This is a genomic window from Sphingomonas hankookensis (assembly GCF_022664465.1).
In the GTDB taxonomy this organism is placed as follows: domain Bacteria; phylum Pseudomonadota; class Alphaproteobacteria; order Sphingomonadales; family Sphingomonadaceae; genus Sphingomonas; species Sphingomonas hankookensis.
In genome coordinates, this window is the sequence record NZ_JAKREV010000004.1 from 128,587 (window position 1) to 154,988 (window position 26,402).

Here is a 26,402-nt window from a genome sequence, read left to right on the forward strand (position 1 = left end):
GAGAAGCGTCCGTCGAGAACGGGTTGTTTGGGGAAGGCGGGTTCTCGACAGGCTCGAACCGAACGGGGGAGAGGGCGGGTCTTCCCGCCGACGCTACCTCCCGCGGAACCCCGTTCTCGACAGGCTCGAACTGAACGGGGGAGGGGGTGGGTCTTTCCGCCGCCGCTGCCTCCGCAGAAGCCCGTTCTCGACAGGCTCGAACTGAACGGGAGGGTGGGCTTTCCGCCGGCGTTGCCCCTGCGGAGCCCCGTTCTCGACGAGCTCGAACCAAACGGAATTTTCGGTTTAGTGGCGTGCGCCGCACCTCCCCACCCAACGCAAGAATGTTGCGCAATCGTCGCGACAGGTTCAGCGTGGGCGGCAAAGGGTAACAGGGGAGTGACGATGTTCGGACCACGCAAGACGCTGGGCAGCGCGGCGGCGCCGGGGGACCGGCTGGCCAAGACGCTGGGCTGGCCGCACCTGATCGCGCTGGGCGTGGGGGCGATCGTCGGGACCGGCATCTATACGCTCACCGGCGTCGGGGCGGAGCGCGCCGGGCCGGCGGTGATCCTGGCGTTCGCGATCGCCGGGGCGATCTGCGCGTGCGCGGCGCTCGCCTATGCCGAGCTGGCGACGATGATCCCGGCGGCGGGCAGCGCCTATACGTTCAGCTATACCGCGGTCGGGGAGACGATCGCATGGATCGTCGGGTGGAGCCTGATCCTCGAATATTCGCTGGCGTGTTCGACGGTCGCGGTCGGGTGGTCGGGCTATCTGGTCGGATGGATACAGGCGGTCGGCGTCACGCTGCCGCCCGAACTGCTGGTCGGGCCGCATGGCGGCGGGATCGTCAACCTGCCCGCGGTGCTGGTCGCGCTGGCGGTGATGGGGATGCTGCTGGTCGGCACGCGCGAGAGTGCGACGCTGAACATCGTGCTGGTCGTCATCAAGCTGGTCGCGCTGACGGTATTCGTCGCCTTTGCACTGCCTGCGTTCGACGGCGGCAACCTGCAACCGTTCATGCCGTACGGCTTCGGCAGTACCGAGGTCGACGGGGCCAAGCGCGGGGTGATGGCGGCGGCGGCGATCGTGTTCTTCGCGTTCTACGGCTTCGATACCGTCGCGACCTCGGCTGAGGAGGCGCGCAATCCGGGGCGCGACCTGACGATCGGGATCGTCGGGTCGATGGTGGTGTGTACCGTGATCTACATGGCGGTCGCGGTCGCGGCGGTGGGAGCGGTGCCGTTCCGTGCATTGGCCGACAGCCCCGAGCCACTGGCGCTGGTGCTGCGTTCGCTGGGACAGCCGGGGGCGGCGTATCTGATCGCGCTGGCGGCGGTGATCGCGTTGCCGTCGGTGATCCTGGTGATGATGTACGGGCAGAGCCGCGTGTTCTTCGTGATGGCGCGCGACGGGTTGCTGCCGCGCTGGCTGGCGGCGGTCAGTCCGCGATCGGGTGCGCCGACGCGGATCACGCTGCTGACCGGCATCGCCATCGCGGTGATCGCCGGGCTGGTGCGGCTCGACCGGATCGCCGAACTGGCCAATGCCGGCACGCTGATCGCGTTCATCTCGGTCGGGGCGAGCCTGATGATCCTGCGCCGCCGTGCGCCCGACGCGCCGCGCCGATTCCGCTGTCCGGCACCGTTCGTCGTGGGATCGTTCACCATCCTCGGCTGCCTGTACCTGTTTTCCAGCCTGCCGATGACGACGTTCTTCTGGTGCGCGGTGTGGAACGCCGCCGGGCTGAGCTTCTACTTCCTCTACAGCCGGCGCCACAGCCTGTTGCGCCGGCCGGTGGGGTGACGGATTACCCCGCCGGCGTCATCGAATAGGGCGCCGCGCCGGGGCCGGTCGCCCATGCCTTGTTCGGGGTCGGGCCCATGACGAAGCGCAAGGTGCCGCCGGCCATGATCTCGTCCTGCGACAGCCATGTACGATCGAGCTTGCGGCCGTTGAGCGTCGCCGACTGGATATAGACGTTGGCGGCACTGTTGCCCGGCGCCTCGACCACGAAGCGCTTGCCGTTTTCCAGCGCCAGTTCGGAGCGGCGGAACAGCGGGGAGCCGATGACATACTGGTTCGCGCCCGGCGTCACCGGATAGAAGCCCAGCGCACTGAACACATACCATGCCGAGGTCTGGCCATTGTCCTCGTCGCCCGGATAGCCGTCGGGTTGCGCGGCATAGAGGCGGCGCATGACGTTGCGGACATGCCACTGCGTCTTCCACGGCGCGCCGGCATAGTCGTAGAGATAGATCATGTGCTGGATCGGCTGGTTGCCATGGGCGTAATTGCCCATGTTCACGATCTGCATCTCGCGGATTTCGTGGATGACCTGCCCGTAATAGCTCTCATCGAACTTGGGCGGGCTGTCGAACACCTGATCGATCTTCGCGACGAAGGCGCGGTCGCCGCCCATCAGGTCGATCAGGCCGCGCACGTCCTGAAACACCGACCAGCTGTAATGCATCGAATTGCCTTCGGTGAAGGCATCGCCCCATTTGAGCGGGTTGAACGGCGTCTGGAAGCTGCCGTCCTGGTTGCGGCCGCGCATCCAGCCGACGTTGGGGTCGAACAGCTTGCGATAGTTCTGCGCGCGGGCGCGGAACATCGCAGCGTCGTCCTTCTTGCCCAGCGCTTCTGCCAACCGCGCGATGGTGAAGTCGGCATAGGCATATTCGAGGGTGCGGGCGGCGTTTTCCTTGATGCCGACGTCATAGGGGACGTAGCCGAGGCGGTTGTAATATTCGACGCCCTCGCGCCCGACCGCGCCGATCGTCTTGCCGTCGGCCGAGGTGGGGCGGCCGACGCTGGTGGTCGCGTTCTTCAGAATCGCTGCGTACAGGGTTTCGATATCGTAGCCGCGAATGCCCTTCAGATACGCGTCCGCGATGTTGACCGCCGAGTTCGACCCGATCATCACGTCGCGGTGGCCGGGGCTGGCCCATTCGGGCAGCCAGCCGGATTCGCGATAGGTGTTGGCAAGGCCCGCCATGATCTCGCCGTCGAGCTTGCGCTCCATCAGCGTGAACAGCGGGAAGACCGCGCGGAACGTGTCCCAGAAGCCGTTGTCGGTGAACATCGGTCCAGGCAGCACCTGCCCGTTATACGGGCTGTAGTGCACCATTTTCCCGGCGCGGTCATATTCGTGGAAGCGGCGCGGGAACAACTGCGTGCGGTAGAGCGCCGAATAGAAGGTGCGGACATTGTCGATATCGGGGTCGTCGACCTTGTAGCGGCCCAGCAGCGCGCTCCACGCCGCGCGCGCCTTTTCCTTCGTCGCGTCGAAGCCGTCGCGGCCGAGTTCGCGGTCGAGGTTCAGCTGCGCCTGTTCGGCGCTGATGAACGAGGACGCGACGCGGACGCCGACCTGCTCGCCCTTGCGCGTCCGGAACCCGATCAGCGCGCCGACGCGCTTGCCCTCGGCCCTGGTCACCCCCGGCTGGCGTTTGAAGCCGTCGCCGAAGGTGTCGGCGACGGTGAAGTCGCGGTCGAATTCGAGGACGAAGTAGTTTCTGAAATTCGCCGGCACGCCGCCGCTGTTGTTCTTGGCCCAGCCGATGATGCGGCGCTGTTTGGGCAGGATGGTAACTGCCGAACCCTTGTCGAACGCGTCGAGCAGGATCCAGCTCTGGTCGCTTTCGGGAAAGGTGAAGCGGAACTGCGCGGCGCGTTCGGTTGGCGCGATCTCGACGGTGGTGTCGTAATCGGCGAGGTACGCGCTGTAATAATAGGGCCGCGCCGTCTCCGCCTTGTGCGAATACCACGATGCGCGGTCGGCCTCGGCCAGTTTCGGCGCGCCGGTCATCGCCATCAGCGAAAACGCGCCGTAATCGTTCATCCACGGGCTCGGCTGGTGGGTCTGCTTGAACCCCCACAATTTCGTGTCGCGGTAGCGGTACGCCCAGCCGTCGCCCGCCTTGTTGGTGGTCGGCGTCCAGAAGTTCATGCCCCAGGGCAGCGCGATCGCCGGATAGGTGTTGCCGTAGGACAGCTCGTAGGTCGAATCGGTCCCCATCAACGGGTTGACCAGATCGGCCGGGTCGGCACGCCGCTCCTGCGCGATCGCGGGGGCGAGGGTGCCGAGGATCAGCGCGAGTGCGGTGGCGGCGGCGGTCAGGCGGGGCGGGGCCATGGGCACGGTCCTCTTTCTCAACGGGTCGGCAGATGGTGGCGGGCGCGATCCCAGAAGGCGGGGTCGAAGGTGGCGGCGGCACCGATGATCGCGGCGTCCTCGGTATCGGCATGGACCGCAAGCGCGGTGGCAGGCAGCATCGCGGCAAGTGCCGGGCCGAACAGGTCGAACGCGCCGCAGATGCGCCCGCCGAGCATGACGGTACCCGCGCCGAACCGGTGGACCCACGGCGACAGGATCGTGCCGAGGCTGGTGCCATAGTCGGCGAAGATCGCGGCGGCATGGGCGTCGCCGGTCCGTGCGGCATCGGCGCCGGTGACGACGGTCGCGTCGCTGCCGAACCGTTCGCGGAGGCGCGCGGTCAGCCAGCGGGCGGAGACATGGTCGTCGGCGATGCCGTCGCCGAACGGCAGGTGCCACAGCGATCCGTGCGGCGGCACGTCGCCGCCGTCGATCGCCGGAATGCCATGGCGCAGGAATGTAGAGCCCAATCCGGTGCCGAGTGTGACGCCGACCACGTTGTCGTCGGCCGGGGCCGCGCCGATCGCCACGCAGCCGACCGCAAAGGCGGTGGCGTCGTTCAGGAAGCGGACGGGGCGCGGAAAACGCTGTGCGATGGCGAGGGCAGCGCCGATATCGACGCCGTTCAGCGCGGTGAACTTCGCATTGCCGGCGAAATGGCCGATCCCGGCGGCATAGTCGAAGGGTCCTGGCATCGCGATGCCGATGCCGGTGACGCGCGCCGGCCCGACCCGGTCGATCACCGCATCGATCGCCCCGGCCCATGCCGCGATCAGCGTGGCGCGGTCGTCGTCGGGCGCACAGGGGTCGTGGCGATAGCTGTCGGGCAGCAGCGCACCACGGTCGGTATCGGCAACGGCCGCCGCCGCGACGTGATGTCCCCCAATATCGACCCCGACGATCATCCACCCTCCCACAGGCTGCGTGGCGGGTTCGCCATCGCTTCGTCGGTCGTGTAATCCATTACATCGGGTTGCGCCAAGGGTAATTCGCGTGGGGTTGTTTGTCGCAAGCGCGGAGCCCGCGGTGGGAGCGGAAGTCGATCTGTTCCCATCGACCCCTGACGTCACCCCAGCGAAGGCTGGGTTTCAGGCGGCTCCTGCTGCGCGCTACAACCGGGAGACCCAGCCTTCGCTGGGGTGACGTTTTGGTACGGATGGATCGCGGCGATCGTCGCGTATTCCCGCGCAGGCGGGAAGAGGGTACGGCTGATCTCAGACCGCCGGGCCACTGCTCTGCCGGACGATCAGTTCGTGGGGCAGGACATGGACGGTATCGTCGGCGCCCTTGCCCTCGATCCGGTCGATCAGGATTTCGCACGCCTTGGCCCCCATCGCTTCGGCCGGCTGGGCGATGGTGGTCAGCGACGGGGTGGAATGGGCAGCGAAGCTGATGTCGTCGAACCCGGTGATGGCAAGGTCGTGCGGCACGCGCAGTCCCTTTGCCGTTGCCGCCTGGATCGCGCCGATCGCCATTTCATCGTTCATGCTGAACAACGCGGTCGGACGATGCGGCACTGCCAGCAGTTCGGACGCGGCGGCGTGCCCCGATCCCATCGTCCAGTCGCCGAACCGCACCAGAGCGGGGTCGAACACGACGCCCGCGGCGTCGAGCGCGGTGCGATAGCCCTTCATCCGGTCGACTGCGTGCGGGTTGGCCGCCGGGCCGCTGATGGCGGCGATGCGGCGATGGCCCGCGGCGATCAGATGGTCGACCATTTCGCGCGCCGCGCCGGCATTGTCGATGCGGACCGAGGGTGCCTGCGTCAGTTCGCAGCCACAGGCATGGACGATCGGATAGGTCGCCGCGCGCTGCCGCGCGTTGAAGCCGTAATCGGGGCTCAGCTGGATCACGCCGTCGGCCAGCCGGGTTTCGACCAGCTGTTCGTAATGCGCCTCGCGGTCGCGGGAGTCGCGCGTGTCGCCCAGGAACACCGAATAGCCGCGCCGCCACGCGATCGATTCGATGCCGGCGGTCACGTTGGCGAAGAACGGGTTGGCGATGCCGGGCACCAGCACCAGCACCGAAAACGACCGGTCGGAGCGCAGGTTGCGCGCCAGCAGATTGGGGCGGTAATCGACCGCCGCCACCGCCGCCATCACCCGCGCGCGGGTCGCCTCGGTCACCTTTTCGGGGGTGCGCAGCGCGCGCGACACGGTGGCGGTCGACAGACCGGCCGCGTTCGCGACGTCGATGATACTGCTCATGCCCTGTCTTCCCCCGCCTGATCGTTCTGCCGACCGGTGGCCCCAAGTCAAGCGGACCGCCGCGACCGGCGCTTAGGCCGGATGGCATATGTAATCCATTACATTATTCGCTTGCGAGCCCCGACGATGCTGCCTAGTCTTTGGACCAAGCAAGCGGTCCCGGCGCGGACCCGATGATGGGGAGGGCGGCGTGGCGCCGATCGACGGGCTGATCGTGCTCGCATATCTGGTGGCGACGCTGGCGATCGCGCTGAAGGTGCGGGCGCGCGCCGCCGAGAGCATCGACAGCTATTATCTCGGCAACAAGAAGATGCCGTGGTACCTGCTGTGCCTGTCCGATGCGTCGGGAATGTTCGACATTTCGGGCACGATGTGGCTGTCGACGTTGCTGTTCCTGTACGGGATGAAGAGCATCTGGCTGCCATGGCTGTGGCCGGTGTTCAACCAGGTGTTCCTGATGGCGTATCTCGCCATCTGGCTGCGGCGGTCGAACGTGCGGTCGGGGGCGGAATGGATCCTGTTCCGCTTCGGCGACAATCGCGGCAGCCGGCTGTCGCATCTGTCGGTCGTGCTGTTCTCGGTCATCTGTGTCGTCGGGTTCCTCGTCTATGCGTTCGTCGGCATCGGCAAGTTCATGGAATTGTTCCTGCCGTGGGAGGCGATCGGCCCTGCGCTGGGACTTTCGCTGACACCGGCGCAGGTGCCGGTCGCCTATGCGGTGTTCTTCACCACGCTGGTCACGGTCTATGTCGTACTGGGCGGGCTGCCGGGCATCGTGTGGACCGATGTGCTGCAATTCGGGATCATGACGCTGGCAGCGTTCTTCGTCGCCGGCATGGCGATGACGATGGTCACGCCGCAGCAGATCGCGGCGGCGACGCCGGTGGGGTGGATGAGTCCGGGCTTCGGCTGGCATCTGGGGCTGGACTGGAGTGCGATCCGGCCCGAGGCGGCGGCGAAGATCGCCGGCGACGGTTACGAACTGTTCACCGCGCTGATGATGATGATGCTGTTTTCGGGCACATTGAAGAGCGCGGCGGGTCCCGCGCCGAGCTACGACATGCAGCGCGTGCTGGCGACGCGCTCCCCACGCGACGCGGCGAAGGTGACCGGGTTCGTGTCGGTGGTGCTGATGCCGATCCGCTACCTGATGATCGCCGGGTTCACCGTGCTGGCGCTGGTGTTCGTCGACCGGCTGGACCTCGCATCGGGTGGCAAGGTCGATTTCGAGAATCTGCTGCCCGCCGCGATCCAGGCGTTCATGCCCGCAGGCGTGCGCGGGGTCATCATCACCGGGCTGCTGGCCGCGTTCATGGCGACCTTCGCCTCCAGCCTGAACGCTGCGCCGCTCTACATCGTCAACGACGTCTATCGCCGCTACGTGAACCCCGATGCGTCGCAGCGGCTGCTGGTGCGGTTGAGCTATGCGGTATCGGTTGCGGTGGTGCTGCTGGCGATGGGCATCGGGCTGTTCGTCGCGTCGATCAACGATGCGCTGCAATGGATCGTGTCGGGGCTGTGGGGCGGGTACACCGTGTCGAACGTCATCAAATGGTATTGGTGGCGCTTCAACGGCGAGGGCTATTTCGCCGGCATGGTAGCGGGCATCGCCTGTTCGCTGAGCTTTCCGTTCATCTTCGGGCCGTTGATGCCGGGCGCGGGGGCGATCCTGCCGCTGTACCTGTTCCCGCTCATTATTGCGGTGTCGGGTGCGGTCGCGATCGGGGCCAGCCTGATGACGAAGCCGACCGATCCGGTGGTGCTGCTGGGTTTCTACCGACAGGTGCGGCCGTGGGGGTTTTGGGGTCCGGTGCAGGCATCGATGCAGGCGGAGAACCCGGCGGCGCAGCCCAACCGCGAACTGCCGCGCAATGCGTTCAACATCGTGGTCGGCACGCTGATGCAGACCGCGCTGGTGGCGACGCCGGTGTTTCTGGTGGTCAAGAATTTTACCGCGATGGCCGCGTGTCTGGCCGTCGTGCTGGTGTGTGGAGGGATATTGTGGCGGACCTGGTATCGGCGGCTGGCCGACTGGCCCGAGGATCTGGGCGACGGCCCCGCGGAGCAGCGGCCGTGAAGTGGTTCGCCGGGGCGATGCTGCTGGCGCTGGCGATGCCGCCCATTGCGCCTGCCGTGGCGCAGGAGGCGGACGATCCGGTGCAATGGGTCGATCCGATGATCGGCACCGATGGCGACGGCCATGTCTTTCCGGGCGCGACGCTGCCGTTCGGGATGGTGCAGTTGAGCCCGTCGAACACCCGCGATGGGTGGAAATGGACGTCGGGCTATCATTACAGCGACACCGTCATCGACGGGTTCGCGCATACCCATATCAGCGGGGCGGGGCTGGGCGCGCTGGGCGATATCCTGCTGATGCCGACGCGGGTGGCGGGGACGGCGATGGGCGCGCTCGACCGGCCCGGTTCCGGCTATCGCTCGCGCTTCTCGCATGATCGGGAAAAGGCGGAGGCAGGCTATTACCGCGTCCACCTCGACGACGCCGATGTCGATGTCGAACTGACCACGACGCTGCGCACCGGCTTCCACCGCTATCGCTTCAACGGCGCTGGCGAGCGCTATGTCGTGATCGATCCGATCCATGCGGTCGGCGACGACCATGCGCTCGAAAGCGCGATCGAAATCGTGTCGGACCGCGAAATTCGCGGATGGCGGCGGACGATCGGATCGTCGGCAGGCGCCCGCACCGTGTATTTCGTGGCGCGCTTCTCGCAGCCATTCGTCGCGGCGCAGTTGACCGAGGCCGATCTACCGGTCGCCGGACGACAGGGAACGGGCGCAGCGCGGCGTACTTATGTGCGATTTGCAAATAACGTTGGGCAGGTCGAGGTTGCTGTGGCGATCTCGCATGCGTCGGCGGCCGGCGCGCTCGCCAATTTCCGGGCCGAGGCGGAAGGGCAGGGCTTCGATACGGTGCGGCGCGCGGCGCAGGCGACGTGGGCGAAGCGGCTGTCGGTTATCCGCATCGATGAGCGCGATGTGACGAAGAAGCGTGTCTTCTACACCGCCAGCTATCACGCCGCGATCGCGCCCAATCTGGTGTCCGACGTCACCGGCGACTATCGGGTCGAGGGCAAGGTGCTGCGCTCCAAGATCCCGCAGTTCAGCAACTTTTCGAACTGGGATACGTACCGCGCCGTCCATCCGCTGCTGACGATCGTCGATCCGGACAAGGCGGGCGGGATCGTGGCGAGCATGGTGTCGCGCCACCGCGATGCCGGGCTGATCCTGCCCAGCTGGGAAGCGGTCGGGCATGATAACCGGGTGATGATCGGCTATCCGATCGTGTCGATCGTGGCGGATGCGGTGATCAAGGGGCTGCCGGGCGTCGATCCGGCCAGCGCCTATGCCGCGATCCGGGCGAGCGCGTTCGACCGGACCAAGCATAGCAACGTCTATGACCTGAACGGCATGGACGGCTATCTGCGCTACGGCTTCGTGCCCGCCGACGTCGCCAGTTCGGTGTCGAAGACGACCGAGCAGAATTATCAGGACTGGACGATCGGGCAGGTGGCGGCGAAGCTCGGCCGCGCCGACGACGCCGCGCTGTTCGCGCAGCGCGCGACCGGGTGGCGGCAGTTGTACGATCCGGCCAGTGGCTGGCTGTTGCCGCGCCTGGCCGACGGGCGACAGGCGCCGATGCGCCGCGACGACTGGGGCGACCTGAACCGCCATTATGTCTCGGGCAATATCTGGGCCTATTCCGCCTACACTCCGCACGACATGGCCGCGGCGATCCGGCTGCACGGCGGGCGCGCCGCCTATGGCGACTGGCTCGACCGGATTTTTACCGACACGACGCCGATCGGCGGCGAACAGCATGTCGACCTGTCGGGGTTCGTCGGGCGCTATGGTCATGGCGACGAGCCGGGGCACCAGATGCCGTATCTGTTCAACCTCGCGGGACAGCCGGGGCGGACGCAATATTACGTCAACCGCGTGCTGCGCGAAATGTATTCGGACCGGCCCGGCGGGTTGGTCAACAATGACGACCTGGGCCAGATGTCGGCTTGGTATGTGTTCAGCACGCTGGGCTTCTATCCGGTCGCGCCGGGTGACCTGACCTATCAGATCGGCGCGCCCTATCACCGGCGGGCGACGGTGACGTTGCCCGGCGGGCGGGCGTTCGTGGTCGAGGCGGACGGGCTGTCGCCGCGCAACATCTATGTCCAGTCGGCGACGCTGGACGGGCGGCCGCTGACGCGGAGCTATCTGACGCATGCGCAGCTGCTGAGCGGCGGTACGTTGCGCTTCGTGATGGGGGCGAAACCGTCGGGATGGGGCGCGGGGGTGGCGGACAGCAGCCTCGGCGCGTTCGACGACACGGCGCCAGTGGCAGTGACGCAGCGCGCGCCATGGGCACCCTATGATCCGGTCGACGATCCGCGTTTCGCGGTGACGCGCGAGGTGACGTTTCGGGCGGCGGGCGGTGCGATCCGCTATACGCGGGGTGCGGGCGTGCCGACCGCGCGGTCGACGCGCTATGCCGCGCCGGTGCGGATCGATCGCGACACCGTGCTGCGCGCGGCGGCGTTCGATCCGGCGCTGGGGCAGAGCACGACGCTGGAGCGGCACTATGTCCGCAGCCTGTTGAAGGGCGCGCCGGCGGGTTTCCCGCGAATCGCGATCGCCGAGGACGGCATCGGCTATGGTGCGAAGGACGGGGCGATGCTGATCGACGGGATCGTCGGCGGGCAGGCTTACGGCGACAAACGCTGGACCGGGCGGGTCGGCGATATCACCGCGACGATCGACCTCGGCACTTCCAGGCCGGCGCGGACGCTGACCATCGGCTATCTCGACGATGCGATGAACGGCATCATGCCGCCGCGCCGGATCGAGGTGCTGGCGGGCGACGATCCGGCGCGGCTGGTGCCGGTCGGCCAGCGCGACATCGGGCCATGGGGCGGGGTGACGCAGCGGGTGACGCGGATCGCCATATCGCTGCCGGGGCGTGCGTACCGCTATTACCGGGTGCGCGGGATCGCGTGGGGCGACCTGCCCGCTTCGCTCAAGCCGCCCGGCCGGCCTTCGTGGCTGTTCCTCGACGAGATCAACCTGCAATGATGCCTGCCACGACCCGCCGCGAACTGGGTAGCGGCTGGACCTTTCGCCAAGCCGGGCAGGACGCGTGGCTGCCGGCGGTGGTGCCGGGGTCGAACTTCACCGATTTGTGGCGTGCGGGGGTGATCGAGGACCCGTATCACCGCGATGCCGAGCCGCGGCTGCAATGGATCGAGCGGGTCGACTGGGACTATCGCTGCACGTTCGAGGTGACGGCGGACGAACTGGCGGGCGACAGCGTGGCGCTGGTGTTCGACGGGCTCGACACGCTGTGCGACGTGCGGCTGAACGGCGCGGACCTGTTGTCGAGCGACAACATGTTCCGCGCGCACCGGGTCGAGGTGAAGGATCGGCTGCGGGAGGGGGCGAACGAACTGGCGCTGCATTTCCGTTCGCCGGTGGTACATGGCGAGAGCCGCCAGGCGGCGGACGGGTTCCACTATCCGGCGGAGAACGACAAGACCGACGCGCGCGCCAGCGTGTATGTGCGGAAAGCGCCCTATCATTTCGGCTGGGATTGGGGGCCGAAATACGTGCCCTCGGGCGTATGGCGGCCGGTGAGGCTCGACGTCGTGCGGCGCGGGCGGATCGTCGAGGTGCAGCATCATGTCGAGGCGCTCGACGATGCGCGGGCGGTGGTGCGCTTCGATGTGACGGTCGAGGGGGCCGGCGACATCGAGATCGCGTGCGACGTGGCGGGCGTTGCGCCGGTCAGGGGCGCGACGGCGCGGGTAGTGATCGACGACCCGCGGCGCTGGTGGCCGAACGGGCTGGGCGAGGCGTTCCTCTATGGCTTCACCGTAACGCTTAGCGATGCGGCGGGCGTGATCGACCGGGCGACGACGCGGGTCGGCCTGCGCACCCTTCGCGTGCGCAACGAGGCCGACGCGATCGGCGAGTGTTTCGAGATCGAGGTGAACGGGCGGCGGACCTTCATGAAGGGCGCGAACTATATTCCGTCGGACAGTTTCCTCGAGCGGGTGACGCCCGAACGCTACCGCCAGCTGTTCCGCGATGCGCTCGATGCGAACATGAACATGCTGCGGGTGTGGGGCGGGGGGACGTATGAGAGCGACCTGTTCCACGACCTGGCAGACGAACATGGCATCCTGATCTGGCAGGATTTCATGTTCAGCTGCACGCTCTACCCGTCCGATCCGGCGTTTCTGGAAACGGTGGCGGAGGAGGCGCGGCAGCAGATCCGGCGGTTGCGGCGGCATCCCTCGCTGGCGCTGTGGTGCGGCAATAACGAGGTGTCGCTGGGCATTGCGCACTGGAACTGGCCGACGACGTTCGGCTATCCGAACGAACTGTTCGAGCGGCTGGTCGCGGCCAATCGCGATCTGTTCGAAGGGCTGCTGCCGGCGCTGGTCGCCGACCATGATCCCGAGCGCTTTTATATGCCGTCGTCGCCGATCGGGTTCTGGAACGACCCCGCCGACGATGCGCGCGGCGACAATCATTATTGGGGGGTATGGCACGGCGAGGAGCCCTTGAGCGCCTATGCCGAACGCGTGCCGCGCTTCATGAGCGAATACGGGTTCCAGTCCTATCCCGATATCGCCTCGGTCGAGCGGTTCACCGATTCCGAAGACCGGGCGGTGGGATCGGCGGTGCTGGCGCTGCACCAGAAGCATCCGCGCGGCGATGCGATCATCGGCCGGTTCCTGCGCGAGCATTATGGCGAACCGCGCGACTTCGCCGCCTTCTGCACGCTCAGCCAGCTGACCCAGGCCGACGGCTTGCGCATCGCGTTCGAGGCGCATCGCCGGGCGATGCCGCGGTGCATGGGTTCGCTCTATTGGCAGTTCAACGACTGTTTCCCGGCGATCTCGTGGTCGAGCATCGACTATTACGGGCGGTGGAAGGCGCTGCACTATCAGGCGGCACGGTCGTTCGCGCCGGTGATCCTGTCGGTGGAAGCGGTGGCGGACGGCCATGCGATCCATATCGTGTCCGACCGCATCGAAGCGGTCGAGGCGACGCTGGTGCTGGAGCTGATCGATTTCGATGGCGGCGTGCTGTGGCGATGCGAGGAGCCGGTGACGGTTGCCGGCAACAGTGCGGCGGTCGTTGCGCAGGTGCCGGTGGTCGAGGGCGCGGAGGTGCTGGTGGGGCGGATCGTCGGCGCGGCGGGCGACATTGCGCGCGACGTGCGGATGCTGGGCGAGGTCCGCGACCTGCCCGATCCGGGACTGCGCGCATGGGTCGAGGACGGTGCGGTCGTCGTCACGGCGCAGCGGTTCGCGCGGGCGGTTCGGATCGTCGTCGATGCGGCGCATGGCAATCTGGCCGACAATCATTTCGACCTGCTGCCGGGCGAGACGCGACGCGTGGCCTTGCGCGACGGGTGGTTGCCGGACGGGGCGGCGGTGACGGTCGCCAGTCTGACCGACTGGATCGTGCGGACATGAAGGCCGCGATCGCCGCCACGGCGTTGCTGGCGAGCGCACCGGCGGCGGCGCAGGGCGCGCCGCTGGCGCTGACGATCGACGAACTGATGCGCTGGACCCCGGAGGGCGCGACCGCCGATCCGGGCAATGTCGCGCGCGTGCCGGTGGCGCGGCGGTTCCAGACCAAAGCGCTCGATCGGAAGGCGGCGATCGATCCGCAGGTGCGCGTGCTCTATGCGCCTGACGGGATGAACGATCTGGGCGGACAGCGCACGGCGACGGCGCGGTTCAACGGCTATACCTTCACCCATTGGCCGCAGATCGACGTGTTCGCGTGGTTCGCAGGGACTGCGACACGCGGCGTACAGCTGCCGTCGCGCGGCTGGGTGGAGGCGGCGCATCGCAACGGGGTGCCGGTGATCGGCACGGTGTTCTTCGCGCCGGTGGCATGGGGCGGATCGCCCAAGACGGTCGCATCGTTCCTGCGGCGCGATGCGCAGGGACGGTTCCCGGCAGCGGCGCAGCTGGTGCGGATCGCGCGCTATTACGGGTTCGACGGCTGGTTCGTGAATGCCGAGACCGGCGGCGCGGACGGCGCGGCGATGATCGACTTCATGGCCGAACTGCGTGAGGTCGCGCCGTCCGACATGACGATCCACTGGTATGATGCGTTGCTGCCCGATGGGCGCGTCGTGTGGCAGAATGCGCTGACCCCCGCCAATGCCCGGTTCCTGCAGGACGGGAAGCGACGGACGGCGGACGCGATGTTCCTCAATTACGACTGGACGCGGGCGGGGCTGATCGAGGGCGCTACGTTGGCGCAGCGGCTGGGGCGCAGCCGCTACGACCTGTTCATCGGCGCCGATCTGTGGCCGGCACGCGATGCGCAGCCGGCGTTTCGCAATAGCGGCTGGCTTGACGCCTTGCGCGAGCGGCCGGGCGGGAAAGCGCTGGGATCGGTCGCGCTGTTCGCGCCGCATTTCGGGTATAACTTCCCCGGCGACGCGCGCACGCCACGGTTCAGCGATTTCGATCGTGACGACCGTGACGTGACGCGCTTCTACGATGCCGAGCGGCGGTTGTTCGCGGGCGATACGCGCGACCCTGGCCGTTCGGCGCGAAGCGGCTGGCCGGGGGTCGCGTCGCTGGCACCCACCAACGGGATGGTGCCGGTGCTGCCGTTCCGGACCAGCTTCAACACCGGGCATGGCCGGGTCGATGCGCAGGACGGCAAGGTCGTCGGCGGGCCGTGGCACGACATGGCGCGGCAGGACGTGCAGCCGACATGGCAGTTCGCGACGTCGGGCAAGCGGCAGGTGGCGGTCGATTACGATTTCGCCGCGCCGTTCAGCGGCGGGTCCTCGCTCCGCCTCGCGCCCGCAGGATCGGGTGGGAGCGCGACGGTGCCGCTCTATGCGTTGCGACTGGACGGGCCGGTAACGGTGACGGCGGTCAGTCGCGGTGGGGCGGGCTATATGCTACGCGTCCGCAAGGCGGCACGGGTGCTAACAGCGTCGACCGGCTGGCAGACGACGCGATGGTGCGTGCGCCCGGTGGCAGGGGAAACGCGGGTGTCGGTCGTCGTGCGTGGTGCGGCACGTCAACCGCTCAATCTCGGCCGGATTTCGATCGAGGCCGGTTGCAGCGATTAGAAAGACGCTTGACATATTCGCGATGGCCGATGCATGTAATCGATTACATCATGCGATGGCTCGAATCGGCGCAAGACCGACCGGGACAAGGGACAGCGCGACCGTGACCGTCGCGACAGGGAAGGGGAGGACCGGATGAAAGCGTTTAGATTTGGCGGGACCGTTCGCGCAGGGCTGATGGCCGGCGTCGCGACCGTGGGCATGTTCGGACTGGCGGGCGGCGCGCAGGCGCAGGCGACCGTCGGCGCCAATCCGGTCGGGACCGATGCCCCGGCGACCACGGCAGAGGCGACGCAGGGTGAAGGCGAGGGTGAGATCGTCGTCAGCGGCTATCGTTCGTCGATCGACCGCAACCTGCGCGACAAGCGCAACGCGGCGGCGGTGGTCGAGGTCATCACGGCCGAGGACATCAGCAAGTTCCCCGACCGCAACGTCGCCGACGCGCTGCAGCGCGTGCCGGGCGTGGTCATCACCCGCGACGGCGGCGAAGGGCGCACGGTCAGCGTCCGCGGCCTGCAACCCGACCTGACGCTGACGCTGCTCAACGGCAACTACATCGCGACGTCGGAGACGAACAGCGAGGCGACCCGTTCGTTCAACTTCCTGCTGATGCCGTCCAATCTGCTGGGCAAGGCCGAGCTGTTCAAGTCGTCGGAAGCGCGCATCGACGAAGGCGGCATCGGCGGCACGGTGATCCTGCACACCCGCCGTCCGCTCGACCTGCCGGCATGGTCGGGCTTCGTCACCGCCGAAGGCACCTATGCCGACACGACCAAGGGCGTCGACCCGCAGCTGTCGGGCCAGCTGTCATGGAAGAACAAGGACGAGACGTTCGGCGTGCTGGCGAGCGCGACGTGGCAGAAGCGCCAGACGCGTTCGATGAGCGCCACGACCGAAGACTGGCTGTGGTACGACCAGAACGGCGCGCGCAGCGGCGTCGACGTCAATGGCAATCCCTTCACCCCCGCGCCCAGCGAATGGTGGGGCCAGTCGGGGTTCAACGACCAGAATGGCCGGCTCTATTCGGGCTTCTTCATGCCGACCGCGGTCAATTTCGGCATTCGCGACGAGAATCGCGAACGGTTGGGCATCCAGGCGACGGCGCAGTGGCGGCCGACCGACGGACTGACGCTGACCGCGAATTATTTCCGGTTCAACCTGACCGGCGACTACGTCAACAATTCGCTGAAGGTGCCAGAGTGGAACATCGCCCGCTTCAACGGCGACGGCAACTGGGCAGGCGGGCGGTTGCTCGACCGGCTGAACTTCGATCCGAGCGGCACGATCGTGACCGGCGCGCAGTTCAGCCTGATCGAGGGCAAGCGCTATTTCTGTAGCGAGGCGCAGGCTGCGGCCGGCGGTCAGCGCCCCGGCGGCTGGGGTCCCGATGACTGCACCGTGCCGACGCCGCAGCTGACCGGCGGCTACAGCCGTGAGGAAGCGCTGTCGCAGACCGCGGACTTCGAGGCGGAATACAAGACCGACAATTTCGTCGGCATCGTGAAGCTCGGTCGTACCTGGTCGGAAGGTGGCCCGTCGATCAATTTCCGCATGTCGGCCAAGCCGCGCGTGGCGATCAACGGCCAGTATCAGCCGGGCAACCGTTCGACCGCATGGGACCTGACCGGTACGCCGTCGATGACCTTCTCACCCGACCTGCAGGACCGCATCCTCGGCGGTTTCGCCGAGATCGACGTCGGGTCGACCGATTCGTCGTGGATCGATACCCGCATCTCGCAATATTACGGCCAGGCCGACGGCACGTGGATGGTGTCGAACGGCGCGTTCGACACGTTGCAGTTCGGCGTGAAGTATCGCGACGGATCGGTGCATCGCAACACCGGCAACACCATCTGGAACTGCCCCGGCACGACCACCCGCTATCAGCAGTGCGACACGACCGCGAGCACCGCGCGGCCCGAATTCTTCCTGTCGGACTCGATCACCAACATCCCGGGCGGCTTCAGCGCCAACGTGTTCCCCGGCATCAACTTCACCAACTATCTCGGCTATCTCGACAGCCGCTACGGCGGGTCGGTGCGGTTCGAGGAGCCCGACTTCATCTACGAGGTGGGTGAGAAGATCTGGTCGGGATATGTCCAGGCGAATTTCAAGACCGATCGCCTGCGCGGCAATTGGGGCGTGCGGGTCGTCCGTACCCAGCAGCGCGCGGAATCGACCGATGCGGTCGAACGCTTCCTCGATTATTTCGCCGATGGTCCCGACGGCCGACCGCTCGCCTGTACCCCGGGGGCGGCGAACCAGATTTGCGAAAGCGGGTTCGTGCGGGCCGAAGTGCGCGAGAAGACGTTCGAGATGAATACGCTCGACAAGACCTATACCGACGTCCTGCCCAGCCTGAACGTCGCGTTCGACGTCACCCCCAGCCTCGTGGCGCGCGGCGCGGTGGCCAAGGTGATCGCACGGCCGGCGTTCACCAACCTCGCCTTCCCCGGCGCGCTGAACTTCGTGTCGGAGGAATATAGCAGCGACCGCGTGGCGGGCGGCGGTACCAGCCAGCCCGGCTGGACCGGCAGCGGTTCGAACAAGGACCTCGAAGCGTTCCAGGCGTGGCAGTACGACCTCGGCCTCGAATGGTATTATCACCGCGGGTCGGTGATCGGCATCGGCCTGTTCCGCAAGGACGTGAAGAACTTCGTCGTGCCGGTGTCGCAGGATCAGGCGGTGACGATCGGTGGCGAGACGGTCAACGTCCGCAACTTCTCGACGCAGGCCAATGGGCAGAACGGGGTGTCGCAGGGCATCGAATTCTATGCCCAGCATACGTTCGACTTTGGCGTCGGCTATCAGGCCAACCTGACGTTCAACGACACCAACACTGCCGCCGTCGTGCTGGCGGGCCGTGAGATCGCCGAATCGCCGCTGGTCGGCAGTGCCGAGAACCAGGCGAACTTCACGCTGTTCTACGAAAACGACCGGTTCCTGGCGCGGGCGTCGTACAACCGGCGCGGCGAGGTGGTGAACGGGACGCACAACCAGTTGACCATCTATACCGAGCCGTACGAGCAGGTGGACGTGAACGTCGCGTTCAATATCACGCCGCAGCTGGTGCTGACGGCATCGGTGCTGAACCTGACCAAGTCCGAGCTGCGCCAGCATCTGGGCAACGATACCAAGGCCCGGTTCTGGACCAACGGCTATTCGGGCCGGATCGCGTTCGCCGGGGCGACGTTCAAGTTCTGAAGACGCGCGCCCCCGTGCCGATCGGCGCGGGGCCGCCATTCTGCCGTACCCCCGCGCAGGCGGGGGTCCAGGGCGACATACGCCAGCTGTTGTTGTGTTTGGCTCTGGACCCCCGCCTGCGCGGGGGTACGACGAGGAGTCGGTGGTCTGGATGTTCGCACCGGTCCCGGCTTGTTGCGGCGGACATGGTGCGGCAGCGGCAGGCGGTACGACATGGCAACCGGAGCGAGGATATGACCGAGGCCGACAACCGCATCCGCACCATCGTCGTGCTGGGCGGCGGCAGTGCCGGGTGGATGGCGGCGGCGGCGCTGGCCACCTATCTCGGGCGTGGCGTGTCGGTGCGGTTGGTCGAATCCGAAGAGGTCGGCATCGTCGGGGTGGGCGAATCCAGCGTCCCCCATATGAAGACGTTCAACAGCGAGACGCTGGGCATCGACGAGCGCGCGTTCGTCACGCGGACCAACAGCACCTTCAAGCTCGGCATCCGCTTCACCGACTGGGGGCGGATCGGCGAGCGTTATCTCCACGGCTTCGGGACGATCGGGCGGGGTCTGGGGCCGTTGCCGTTCCACCAGCTGTGGCTCAAACGCTTCCTCGCCGGACAGGCCGCGCCGCTGGGCGACTATTCGTTGCAGACGGTCGCGGCGCCGGCGGGCAAGTTCCAGTGGAGCGGCCCCGCCGACACGCCGCTCGGCGACATCGCCTATGCCTATCACCTCGACGCCGTCCTTTACGCCCGGTTCCTGCGCGAACTGGCCGAGCGGCGCGGGGTCGAGCGGATCGAGGGAAAGGTCGTCGATGTCGAACAGGACGGCGAGAACGGCCATGTCCAGTCCATCGTGCTGGAGGACGGGCGGAGCGTCGAGGGTGAGTTCTTCATCGACTGTTCGGGGTTTCACGGGGTCCTGATCGAACAGACGCTGAAGACCGGCTACCTCGACTGGCGGCACTGGCTGCCATGCGACCGGGCGTTTGCGGTACCCTCCGCCTCGGTCGGGCCGCCGATGCCGTACACCGAAGCGGCGGCGCGGCCGGCGGGGTGGCAGTGGCGCATCCCGCTGCAGCACCGCGTCGGCAACGGGTATGTGTATTCGAGCGCGCATCTGAGCGACGAAGCGGCGCTGGCGACGTTGCTGGGGACGCTTGAGGGACAGGCGCTCGACGTGCCGCGCCAGTTGCGCTTTACCGCGGGGCGGCGGGCGAAGGCGTGGAACGGCAACGTCGTCGCGCTGGGGCTGGCCGCCGGGTTCCTCGAACCGCTGGAATCGACCAGCATCTATCTGGCGCAGGCGGGTATCCGGCGGCTGCTGGGGCTGTTTCCGCAGCGCGATTTCGATCCGGCGCTGCCCGAGCGGTTCAATCGCGAGACGGCGTTCGAATATGAGCGCACGCGTGACTTTCTCGTGCTGCATTACCACGCCACCGCCCGCGACGACACGCCGTTCTGGAACGATTGCCGGACGATGGACGTGCCCGATCCGCTGAAGGAAGCCATCGCGCTGTTCCGCGCCGATGGCCGCTATTTCCGCAACGGCGAGGATTTCTTCGCGCTGCCCAGCTGGGTGCAGGTGATGATCGGTCAGGGGATCGTGCCGCGCGATTATCATCCGATCGTCGATGCCATGCCCGAAGCGCATCTCGACCAGTATCTCGATCGCATCCGCGGCGAGATCGCCGCCGCCGTCGCCACGATGCCGCCGCATCACGCCTTCATCGACCGCCATTGCAAGGCGATGGTCGCCTGACCTACCCGAGCCTGACCAGAACGGAGACTGTCCCGATGCTTACCGACCGACGCAATCTGATGACGCAGGGCGCGCTGCTGGGTGCGGGCCTCGCCACCGGGGTGCTGGCGCCGATCGCTTCCGCGCAGACTGGCGCCAAGACTTATGTCAGCAAGCGTCCGGCGCCCGCCGATCGCCGCTTCGTCAGCAAGGCGGTGGAACAGGAGATCGTGCGGGTCAGCCGGATGATCGCCGACCCCGAACTGGCATGGCTGTTCGCCAACGCTTATCCCAACACGCTCGATACCACGGTCAAGATGGGGCGGGTCGACGGCAAGCCCGACAGCTTCGTCATCACCGGCGACATTCCCTGCCTGTGGCTGCGCGATTCCGCCGCACAGGTGAAGTCGTATCTGCATCTGGCGAAGCAGGATCCGAAGCTGCGCGAACTGTTCCGGGGCCTCATCGCGCGCCACGCACGCAGCGTGCTGATCGATCCCTACGCCAACGCCTTCATGGAAGACCCGGCGGCCAAGACCAACCTCGAATGGTCGCAGGTCGACGAGACCGAGATGAAGCCCGGCGTCGCCGAGCGGAAGTGGGAGATCGATTCGCTATGCTATTCGATGCGACTGTCGCACGGATACTGGACCGCGACGCGCGATACGACGCCGTTCGATGCGCTATGGGCGGATGCGATGCGCGCGATCGTGCGCACCTTCCGCGAACAACAGCGTAAAGATGGGCCGGGGCCGTACAAGTTCCAGCGTGCCAGCCGCCAGCCGACCGAGACGCTGCTGGCCGGTTACGGCGCGCCGACGCGCAAGGTCGGCATGATCCATTCGGGCTTCCGCCCGTCGGACGATGCCTGTCAGTACCCGCTGTTCGTGCCGGCCAATATGTTCGCGGTCACGACGCTGCGCGAAATGGCGCAGGTCGCCAACGAAGCGCGCAAGGATACGGCGCTCGCCAACGACGCGACGGCGCTGGCCAGCGAGGTCGCGGCGGCGATCGCGCAATACGGGACCATGAAGCTGCCCGACGGGCGCGACGTGTGGGCTTATGAGGTCGACGGGTTCGGCAATGCGATCTTCATGGACGACGCCAACGTGCCCTCGCTCTCCAGCATGGCGTGGCTGGGTTGCGTCCCCGCCAGCGATGCGCGGTGGCAGCGGACGGCGGCGGCGGCGTGGAGCGACGCGAACCCGTGGTTCTTCAAGGGGTCGGCTGGCGAGGGCATCGGCGGGCCGCATCAGGGCATGGACTATATCTGGCCGATGTCGCTGATCGTACGCGGGCTGACCGCGACCGACGATGCGACGATCCTCAAATGCCTTGCCACGCTCAAGCGCACCCATGCCGGCACCGGCTTCATGCACGAGGCGTTCGAAAAGGACGACGCGACCAAATTCACCCGCAGCTGGTTCGCCTGGGCCAATGGGCTGTTCGGCGAGTTCGTGCTGCATCTGGCGGCAACGAAGCCGCAGTTGTTGAAGGCGCCGCTGGACGGGATTCGGGTGTGAGGTAGTAACGCTCTTTGTCACGCCCGCACAGGCGGGAGTCCATACACGCCGTTGTTGCGGGTCATGCCCATACGTCAGCGGCTATGGGCTCCCGCCTGCGCGGGAGTGACGAAGAGAAAGAGCGTCTCACGCGACGCACTGCCCGCGAACATTTCAGCGATTTGGGGAAAGTGGTGCCCGGAGACGGATTCGAACCGCCGACACTGCGATTTTCAGTCGCATGCTCTACCAACTGAGCTATCCGGGCACGCCCGGTTGTCCGGGAGAGCGGGCCTGTTAGCCTTGGGCGTCAGGCCTGTCCAGCCCGGTTTCGACATTTTCGTCGGACGATGCGCGGGGGCCGGGGATCCGATAGCCTTCGCCCATCCAGTTCAGCATGTCGCGGTCGCGACAGCCGCGGCTGCAAAAGGGGCGGTGCGCCGGATCGGTGGGGGCCGAACATAGCGGGCAGTTGTTACGGGAAGCGGGCCTGGACATGTCCGGCGGATATGGCGAGCGTCGCTTCCGCCCGCAAGATGAGCGGCGCACCGAGCGTGCGTTCGACCGCAGCGGTCCAGTCGGGACGGGCGGCGATGGCCGCGACGACCGCCGGATGCGCCGAGAGCGTGCGTTCGCCGCTGCCGCCGGTCCGCTCCGCCTGCCGCAGCAGGGCGCGCGCGTGTGCGGGCACCTGCGCGAACAGTTCGGGCAGCGACAGGCGGGTGCGGCGGCGCACGATCTGCAGGAAGCCGAAGCCGTTGACCGCGGTACGTTCGAACGGTTGCGGCAGGATGGCGTCGACCGCTTCGGCGGCGGCGATGCGCACGGCCTTGTCGCCCACGGTCGGCAGGTCGATGCCGATCGACCCGGCGAGGTCGAGCCGGGCGATCGCCCGTGCCCCGGCGCGGGCACCGGCGATGGCGAGGTCGGCGGGCGCCAGGTCGCCGTCGATATCGATCAGCGTCATGGCGGGCGTCAGCGCGATCGACAGCGCGCCGCCGGGAAAGGCGACCTGTCCGGTGGCCGCTTCCTCGATCAGCAACGGCCAGCCGGCCGCGCCCAGCAGGTCGCGATCGAACGGACCGACGATGCGCGCTTGCGCCAGGTCGGCAAGCGACGGGCCGTCGCCCGGCACCGCGTCGGGCGCGGCGGGGCGGGCGCGGGCGCGCTTGGGCTTGCCGGGCTCGGGCGTGGGCGGACGGGTGAGTTCGACCAGCAGCGTGGCGCCTTCGGTCACGGCGCGCGGCAGGGGGTGGAGCAGCGCCTCGCCTCCGTCCCATGCGACGATGCCTTCGTTCCGGACGGGCAAGCGGCGGACGAGGCGGGCGGTCAGGATGGCGCCGGCGCGCAGGGTGTCGTCGGGTTCGATGCGGGCTTCGACGATATCGCCATCGACGATCCGCGCGGCGCGGACCTCACCGATGCCGCGCTCGACGATCCAGTCAGCCAAGCGGGACGCCGGCGGTTTCGAGCAATGCGCGGGTGTCGAACAGCGGCAGGCCGATCACGCCCGAATGGCTGCCCGACAGGAAGCGGACGAACGCCTCGGCCCGGCCCTGGATCGCATAGCCGCCGGCCTTGCCCAGCCCTTCGCCGCAAGCAATGTACGCGTCGATCTCGCGCGGTTCGAGGCGTTTGAACGCGACGATCGTGTCGGCAATGCGGATGCGTGCCGCGCCGTCGGGCATCAGGACGCACACCGCCGACAGGCAGTGATGACGACGGCCCGAGAGCAGGCCGAGCAGCTCGCGCTGGATATCCTCTGTGGTGGCGGGGGGCAGGATGCGGCGGCCGAGCGCGATCGTCGTGTCGCCGGCCAGCACCACCGCGCCGTCCTGCGGCCCGATCGCGCGGGCCTTCGCCTCGGCAAGGCGCAGCGCGTAGGGGCGCGGCAGTTCGCCCTTCACCGGGTTTTCGTCGATATCGGGCGCCTCGACGCGATCGGGCACCGCACCGATCCGCGCCAGCAGGTCGCGGCGGCGGGGCGAGGTCGAGGCGAGAATCAGGCGCATGGCCGCCGTTCCGGTCATGCGGCCACCGCTTACTTGAAGCGGTAGGTGATGCGACCCTTGGTCAGGTCATAGGGGGTCAGTTCGACGAGGACTTCGTCGCCGACCAGCACGCGGATGCGGTTCTTGCGCATCTTGCCGGCAGTATGCCCCAGGATCTCGTGATCGTTCTCGAGCCGGACGCGGAACATCGCGTTGGGCAGCAGTTCGACCACCTGGCCGCGCATTTCGAGAAGTTCTTCCTTCGCCAAACAGATACCTCGTGAAATTATGGCGCACCGGCAACCGGGCGGGTTCCCATAGGCGCTAAACGAAAAAAAGGAAAGCGCGAACGACCGGACCCGTGACGCACACGGCCGGTCGCTGCTGTGAGGCATGAAATAGGGCGTGGGGGCGGGGAGGGCAAGGGTGGCTCTACCTTCGTCATTCCCGCACAGGCGGGAATGACGGATGGCCGTTACGCCGGATTATGCTCCTTCAGGAACGCGGTCATTTCGCTCAGGAATTGCAGCCGGTCCTCGCTGCGCGAAAAGAAATGATCGCCCAGCGGCTGTTCGACATAGCGGTGCGGTTTGCCCGCGCGCTTCAGTTCGGCGGCCAGCGTGCGCGACTGGGCGACGGGGACACGCTTGTCGACCTTGCCGTGCATCAGCAGGATCGGGGTCGAGAAGTCGGTGGCGTGGAAGCGCGGCGAGACCGACTGGAAATCGGGTGCCTGACCCCGCAGCCAGTCGCCGATCGTGCGGCCGTTCAGGAACTGGCTGTCGTAGCCGCGCAGCGCGGCGAGGTCCGACACGCCGGCATAGCTGATCGCACAGCGATACAGCTTGCCGTCGCGCTGTGCCGCGCGCATCGCCGCGTAACCGCCGTACGACGCGCCGACCATGCAGACGCGCTTGGGATCGGCGATGCCTTCCTTCGCCAGATGGGTGACGGCGTCGTTCAGGTCGTCCTGCATCTTCAGGCCCCATTGCCCCGCGCCCTTCTTGGCAAAGGCGACGCCATAGCCCGACGATCCGCGGTAGTTGGGCTGGACGACGACATAGCCGATCTCGGCCAGATATTGCGTCCACCAGTCCCAGCCCTCGCTGTCGCGGGCCGAGGGGCCGCCATGCGGCAGGACGATCAGCGGCAGGTTCTTCTGGCCCGCACGGTGGCGCGGCATGGTCAGCACCGCCTCGATCGGGGTACCGTCGCGTGCGGCGTAGCGGATGGTGCTGACGTTGGAGAGGCGGCGGCTTTGCAGCGTGCCGCTGTTCCACGCGATGCGGTTCATCTTCGCATTGCCGGTGTCCCAGAAATACAGCCCGCCCGGCTGCGACGCCGTGCCGACCTCGATCAGGAAGCGGCTGCGGTCGCGGTTCCACGACACGATGCGCGCGCGGCGGTCGCCGATCGATCCGTCGATCGCCTGCTGCAGTTCCTTCAGCCGCTCGTCGAACCACACCGAGCGACCGAACTGGCCAGTGACGCTGGCGCCAATGACGTCGTTCTCGTCGGCATTGTCGATGATGCCGTCGACGTCGTAGCCCTCCAGCGCGTACAGCTTCTTGCCGAGCTTCAGGTCGGGCAGCGACACGTCGTAGAGCGCGGTGAAGCCGTCCTCGTCGTCGAACGCGACCGCGCTGCCATCGGGGCGGAAGGTCAGCGGGATGGTCATCCCGTCCTCATCCTTGCGCGCCCGCCTGGCGATGGTGCGGAAGCTTTCGCGGTTGTTGGCGCGGTACAGCAACGCCGAGGTGCGCGAGCTGTCGTTATACTGATAGGCGGCGCGGACCTGTCCCTCGCCATCGGCATACCAGTTATAGACGTTGGGCCGTCCTTCGGCGACGCGGCGCGACTTGCCGGTCGATACGTCGATTTCGAACACCGAGGGGTAGAATTCGGCCTCGCTGCTCATGCCGGTCTGGCGCGACAACAGGATGCGCGGGCTGCCGTCGTGCGCGACCCACAGCACGTCGTCGGCGCGCACGCCCGATCCGGTCCAGTCGAGCCGGCGCGTCGTCTTCATGTCGGTGCTGACCGCCAGCACGCGGGTGACGTAGATTTCGTGGCCGAAATAGTCCTGCTGCGCGCCGAGGCCGATCAGCAGCCAGTCGTCATTGACCCAGCGCCACCAGTTGATGTCGGTGTTTTCGGGCGCTCCCAGCGTATGGCGTTGCTTGGCGTCGATCAGCGAGGTCAGCAGCAGCACCTGCCGGCCGCCCACCGCACCCTTGGCCAGCACGCGGGTGCCGTCGGGCGACAGCTTGGGCGATTCGAGCAGCGGCAGTTCGGCGAAGGCGGTGATCGGCACGACCGCGGCGGGATCGGTACTGGCCGGGGCGGGCGGACTTTGCGCAGGGAGCGCGCCGGCCAGAGCAATCCCGATCCAAGGCAGCAACCGCATCAATTATTCCCCCTTGCCGGTCGGGGTCGGGACTGCACACGGCACCCCCCGGTGCCGCAGGTCGTTCCACTGTAGAAGGGCCCCCGCCGTTCGCCG

16 protein-coding genes and 1 tRNA gene are annotated in these 26,402 nt (G+C 67.2%); 8 read left to right on the forward strand and 9 right to left on the reverse strand.

Annotated elements, in window-relative coordinates:
* Window positions 1-384 precede the first annotated feature (384 nt).
* On the forward strand, window positions 385-1,788 hold the full coding sequence (locus MF610_RS12170) for an amino acid permease (protein ID WP_242196900.1): 1,404 nt from the start codon (window positions 385-387) through the stop codon (window positions 1,786-1,788).
* 4 nt (window positions 1,789-1,792) lie between these two features.
* Here the strand turns inward: MF610_RS12170 and MF610_RS12175 are convergent, their stop codons facing one another.
* The 3 genes from MF610_RS12175 to MF610_RS12185 all read right to left on the reverse strand — a co-directional run bounded on the left by MF610_RS12175 (window position 1,793) and on the right by MF610_RS12185 (window position 6,348).
* The gene (locus tag MF610_RS12175) at window positions 1,793-4,120 is read right to left on the reverse strand and encodes a GH92 family glycosyl hydrolase (protein WP_242196902.1); all 2,328 of its coding nucleotides are present in this window, start codon (window positions 4,118-4,120) and stop codon (window positions 1,793-1,795) included.
* A 17-nt stretch (window positions 4,121-4,137) separates the two neighbouring features.
* Window positions 4,138-5,046, reverse strand: coding sequence for an ROK family protein (locus tag MF610_RS12180; RefSeq protein ID WP_242196904.1), 909 nt, complete (start codon window positions 5,044-5,046; stop codon window positions 4,138-4,140).
* 309 nt (window positions 5,047-5,355) lie between these two features.
* The gene (locus tag MF610_RS12185) at window positions 5,356-6,348 is read right to left on the reverse strand and encodes a LacI family DNA-binding transcriptional regulator (protein WP_242196907.1); all 993 of its coding nucleotides are present in this window, start codon (window positions 6,346-6,348) and stop codon (window positions 5,356-5,358) included.
* 190 nt (window positions 6,349-6,538) lie between these two features.
* Here MF610_RS12185 and MF610_RS12190 point away from each other — a divergent pair, with 190 nt between their 5' ends.
* The 7 genes from MF610_RS12190 (at window position 6,539) to MF610_RS12220 (ending at window position 21,929) form a co-directional block, all read left to right on the forward strand.
* Window positions 6,539-8,425, forward strand: coding sequence for a sodium:solute symporter family protein (locus MF610_RS12190; protein WP_242196910.1), 1,887 nt, complete (start codon window positions 6,539-6,541; stop codon window positions 8,423-8,425).
* A complete protein-coding gene (locus tag MF610_RS12195) occupies window positions 8,422-11,433 on the forward strand; it encodes a GH92 family glycosyl hydrolase (RefSeq protein ID WP_242196913.1) in 3,012 nt (1,003 codons plus the stop codon). The genes MF610_RS12190 and MF610_RS12195 overlap by 4 nt, the downstream gene beginning before the upstream one ends.
* Window positions 11,430-13,844, forward strand: a complete 2,415-nt coding sequence (locus tag MF610_RS12200; RefSeq protein ID WP_242196916.1) for a beta-mannosidase — start codon at window positions 11,430-11,432, stop codon at window positions 13,842-13,844. The genes MF610_RS12195 and MF610_RS12200 overlap by 4 nt, the downstream gene beginning before the upstream one ends.
* Window positions 13,841-15,475, forward strand: coding sequence for an endo-beta-N-acetylglucosaminidase (locus MF610_RS12205; RefSeq protein ID WP_242196918.1), 1,635 nt, complete (start codon window positions 13,841-13,843; stop codon window positions 15,473-15,475). Before MF610_RS12200 ends, MF610_RS12205 begins: the two co-directional genes overlap by 4 nt.
* Before the next feature lie 135 nt (window positions 15,476-15,610).
* Window positions 15,611-18,679, forward strand: coding sequence for a TonB-dependent receptor (locus tag MF610_RS12210; RefSeq protein WP_242196921.1), 3,069 nt, complete (start codon window positions 15,611-15,613; stop codon window positions 18,677-18,679).
* A 233-nt stretch (window positions 18,680-18,912) separates the two neighbouring features.
* Window positions 18,913-20,427, forward strand: a complete 1,515-nt coding sequence (locus tag MF610_RS12215) for a tryptophan halogenase family protein (protein ID WP_242196924.1) — start codon at window positions 18,913-18,915, stop codon at window positions 20,425-20,427.
* Between the two features lie 35 nt (window positions 20,428-20,462).
* Window positions 20,463-21,929 (forward strand): glycoside hydrolase family 125 protein, encoded by a 1,467-nt coding sequence (locus MF610_RS12220; protein WP_242196926.1) that lies wholly within the window; start codon window positions 20,463-20,465, stop codon window positions 21,927-21,929.
* 171 nt (window positions 21,930-22,100) lie between these two features.
* Here MF610_RS12220 and MF610_RS12225 read toward each other — a convergent pair.
* From MF610_RS12225 to MF610_RS12250, 6 genes are all read right to left on the reverse strand, one after another.
* Window positions 22,101-22,176 (reverse strand) — tRNA-Phe (locus MF610_RS12225).
* Window positions 22,177-22,205: 29 nt separating this feature from the next.
* Window positions 22,206-22,406: a DNA gyrase inhibitor YacG gene (locus MF610_RS12230; RefSeq protein WP_242196929.1), complete on the reverse strand. Its 201-nt coding sequence runs from the start codon at window positions 22,404-22,406 to the stop codon at window positions 22,206-22,208.
* Window positions 22,384-23,358, reverse strand: coding sequence for a ribonuclease (locus tag MF610_RS12235; RefSeq protein ID WP_242196932.1), 975 nt, complete (start codon window positions 23,356-23,358; stop codon window positions 22,384-22,386). Before MF610_RS12235 ends, MF610_RS12230 begins: the two co-directional genes overlap by 23 nt.
* Window positions 23,351-23,920, reverse strand: coding sequence for a Maf family protein (locus tag MF610_RS12240; protein WP_242196935.1), 570 nt, complete (start codon window positions 23,918-23,920; stop codon window positions 23,351-23,353). The genes MF610_RS12235 and MF610_RS12240 overlap by 8 nt, the downstream gene beginning before the upstream one ends.
* Before the next feature lie 29 nt (window positions 23,921-23,949).
* Complete coding sequence (gene infA, locus MF610_RS12245) at window positions 23,950-24,168, reverse strand: translation initiation factor IF-1 (RefSeq protein ID WP_003049127.1); 219 nt, start codon at window positions 24,166-24,168, stop codon at window positions 23,950-23,952.
* A 206-nt stretch (window positions 24,169-24,374) separates the two neighbouring features.
* A complete protein-coding gene (locus MF610_RS12250; protein WP_242196938.1) occupies window positions 24,375-26,306 on the reverse strand; it encodes an alpha/beta hydrolase family protein in 1,932 nt (643 codons plus the stop codon).
* Window positions 26,307-26,402 lie beyond the last annotated feature (96 nt).

What these genes read in the sequence shown, in the direction of transcription:
- MF610_RS12180 (WP_242196904.1), bottom strand. Translation starts at nt 5,046, where the DNA reads ATGATCGTCGGGGTCGATATTGGGGGACATCACGTCGCGGCGGCGGCC.
- MF610_RS12210 (WP_242196921.1), top strand. Translation starts at nt 15,611, where the DNA reads ATGAAAGCGTTTAGATTTGGCGGGACCGTTCGCGCAGGGCTGATGGCC.
- MF610_RS12220 (WP_242196926.1), top strand. Translation starts at nt 20,463, where the DNA reads ATGCTTACCGACCGACGCAATCTGATGACGCAGGGCGCGCTGCTGGGT.
- MF610_RS12240 (WP_242196935.1), bottom strand. Translation starts at nt 23,920, where the DNA reads ATGCGCCTGATTCTCGCCTCGACCTCGCCCCGCCGCCGCGACCTGCTG.
- MF610_RS12230 (WP_242196929.1), bottom strand. Translation starts at nt 22,406, where the DNA reads ATGTCCAGGCCCGCTTCCCGTAACAACTGCCCGCTATGTTCGGCCCCC.
- MF610_RS12185 (WP_242196907.1), bottom strand. Translation starts at nt 6,348, where the DNA reads ATGAGCAGTATCATCGACGTCGCGAACGCGGCCGGTCTGTCGACCGCC.
- MF610_RS12170 (WP_242196900.1), top strand. Translation starts at nt 385, where the DNA reads ATGTTCGGACCACGCAAGACGCTGGGCAGCGCGGCGGCGCCGGGGGAC.
- MF610_RS12175 (WP_242196902.1), bottom strand. Translation starts at nt 4,120, where the DNA reads ATGGCCCCGCCCCGCCTGACCGCCGCCGCCACCGCACTCGCGCTGATC.
- MF610_RS12205 (WP_242196918.1), top strand. Translation starts at nt 13,841, where the DNA reads ATGAAGGCCGCGATCGCCGCCACGGCGTTGCTGGCGAGCGCACCGGCG.
- MF610_RS12215 (WP_242196924.1), top strand. Translation starts at nt 18,913, where the DNA reads ATGACCGAGGCCGACAACCGCATCCGCACCATCGTCGTGCTGGGCGGC.
- MF610_RS12200 (WP_242196916.1), top strand. Translation starts at nt 11,430, where the DNA reads ATGATGCCTGCCACGACCCGCCGCGAACTGGGTAGCGGCTGGACCTTT.
- MF610_RS12250 (WP_242196938.1), bottom strand. Translation starts at nt 26,306, where the DNA reads ATGCGGTTGCTGCCTTGGATCGGGATTGCTCTGGCCGGCGCGCTCCCT.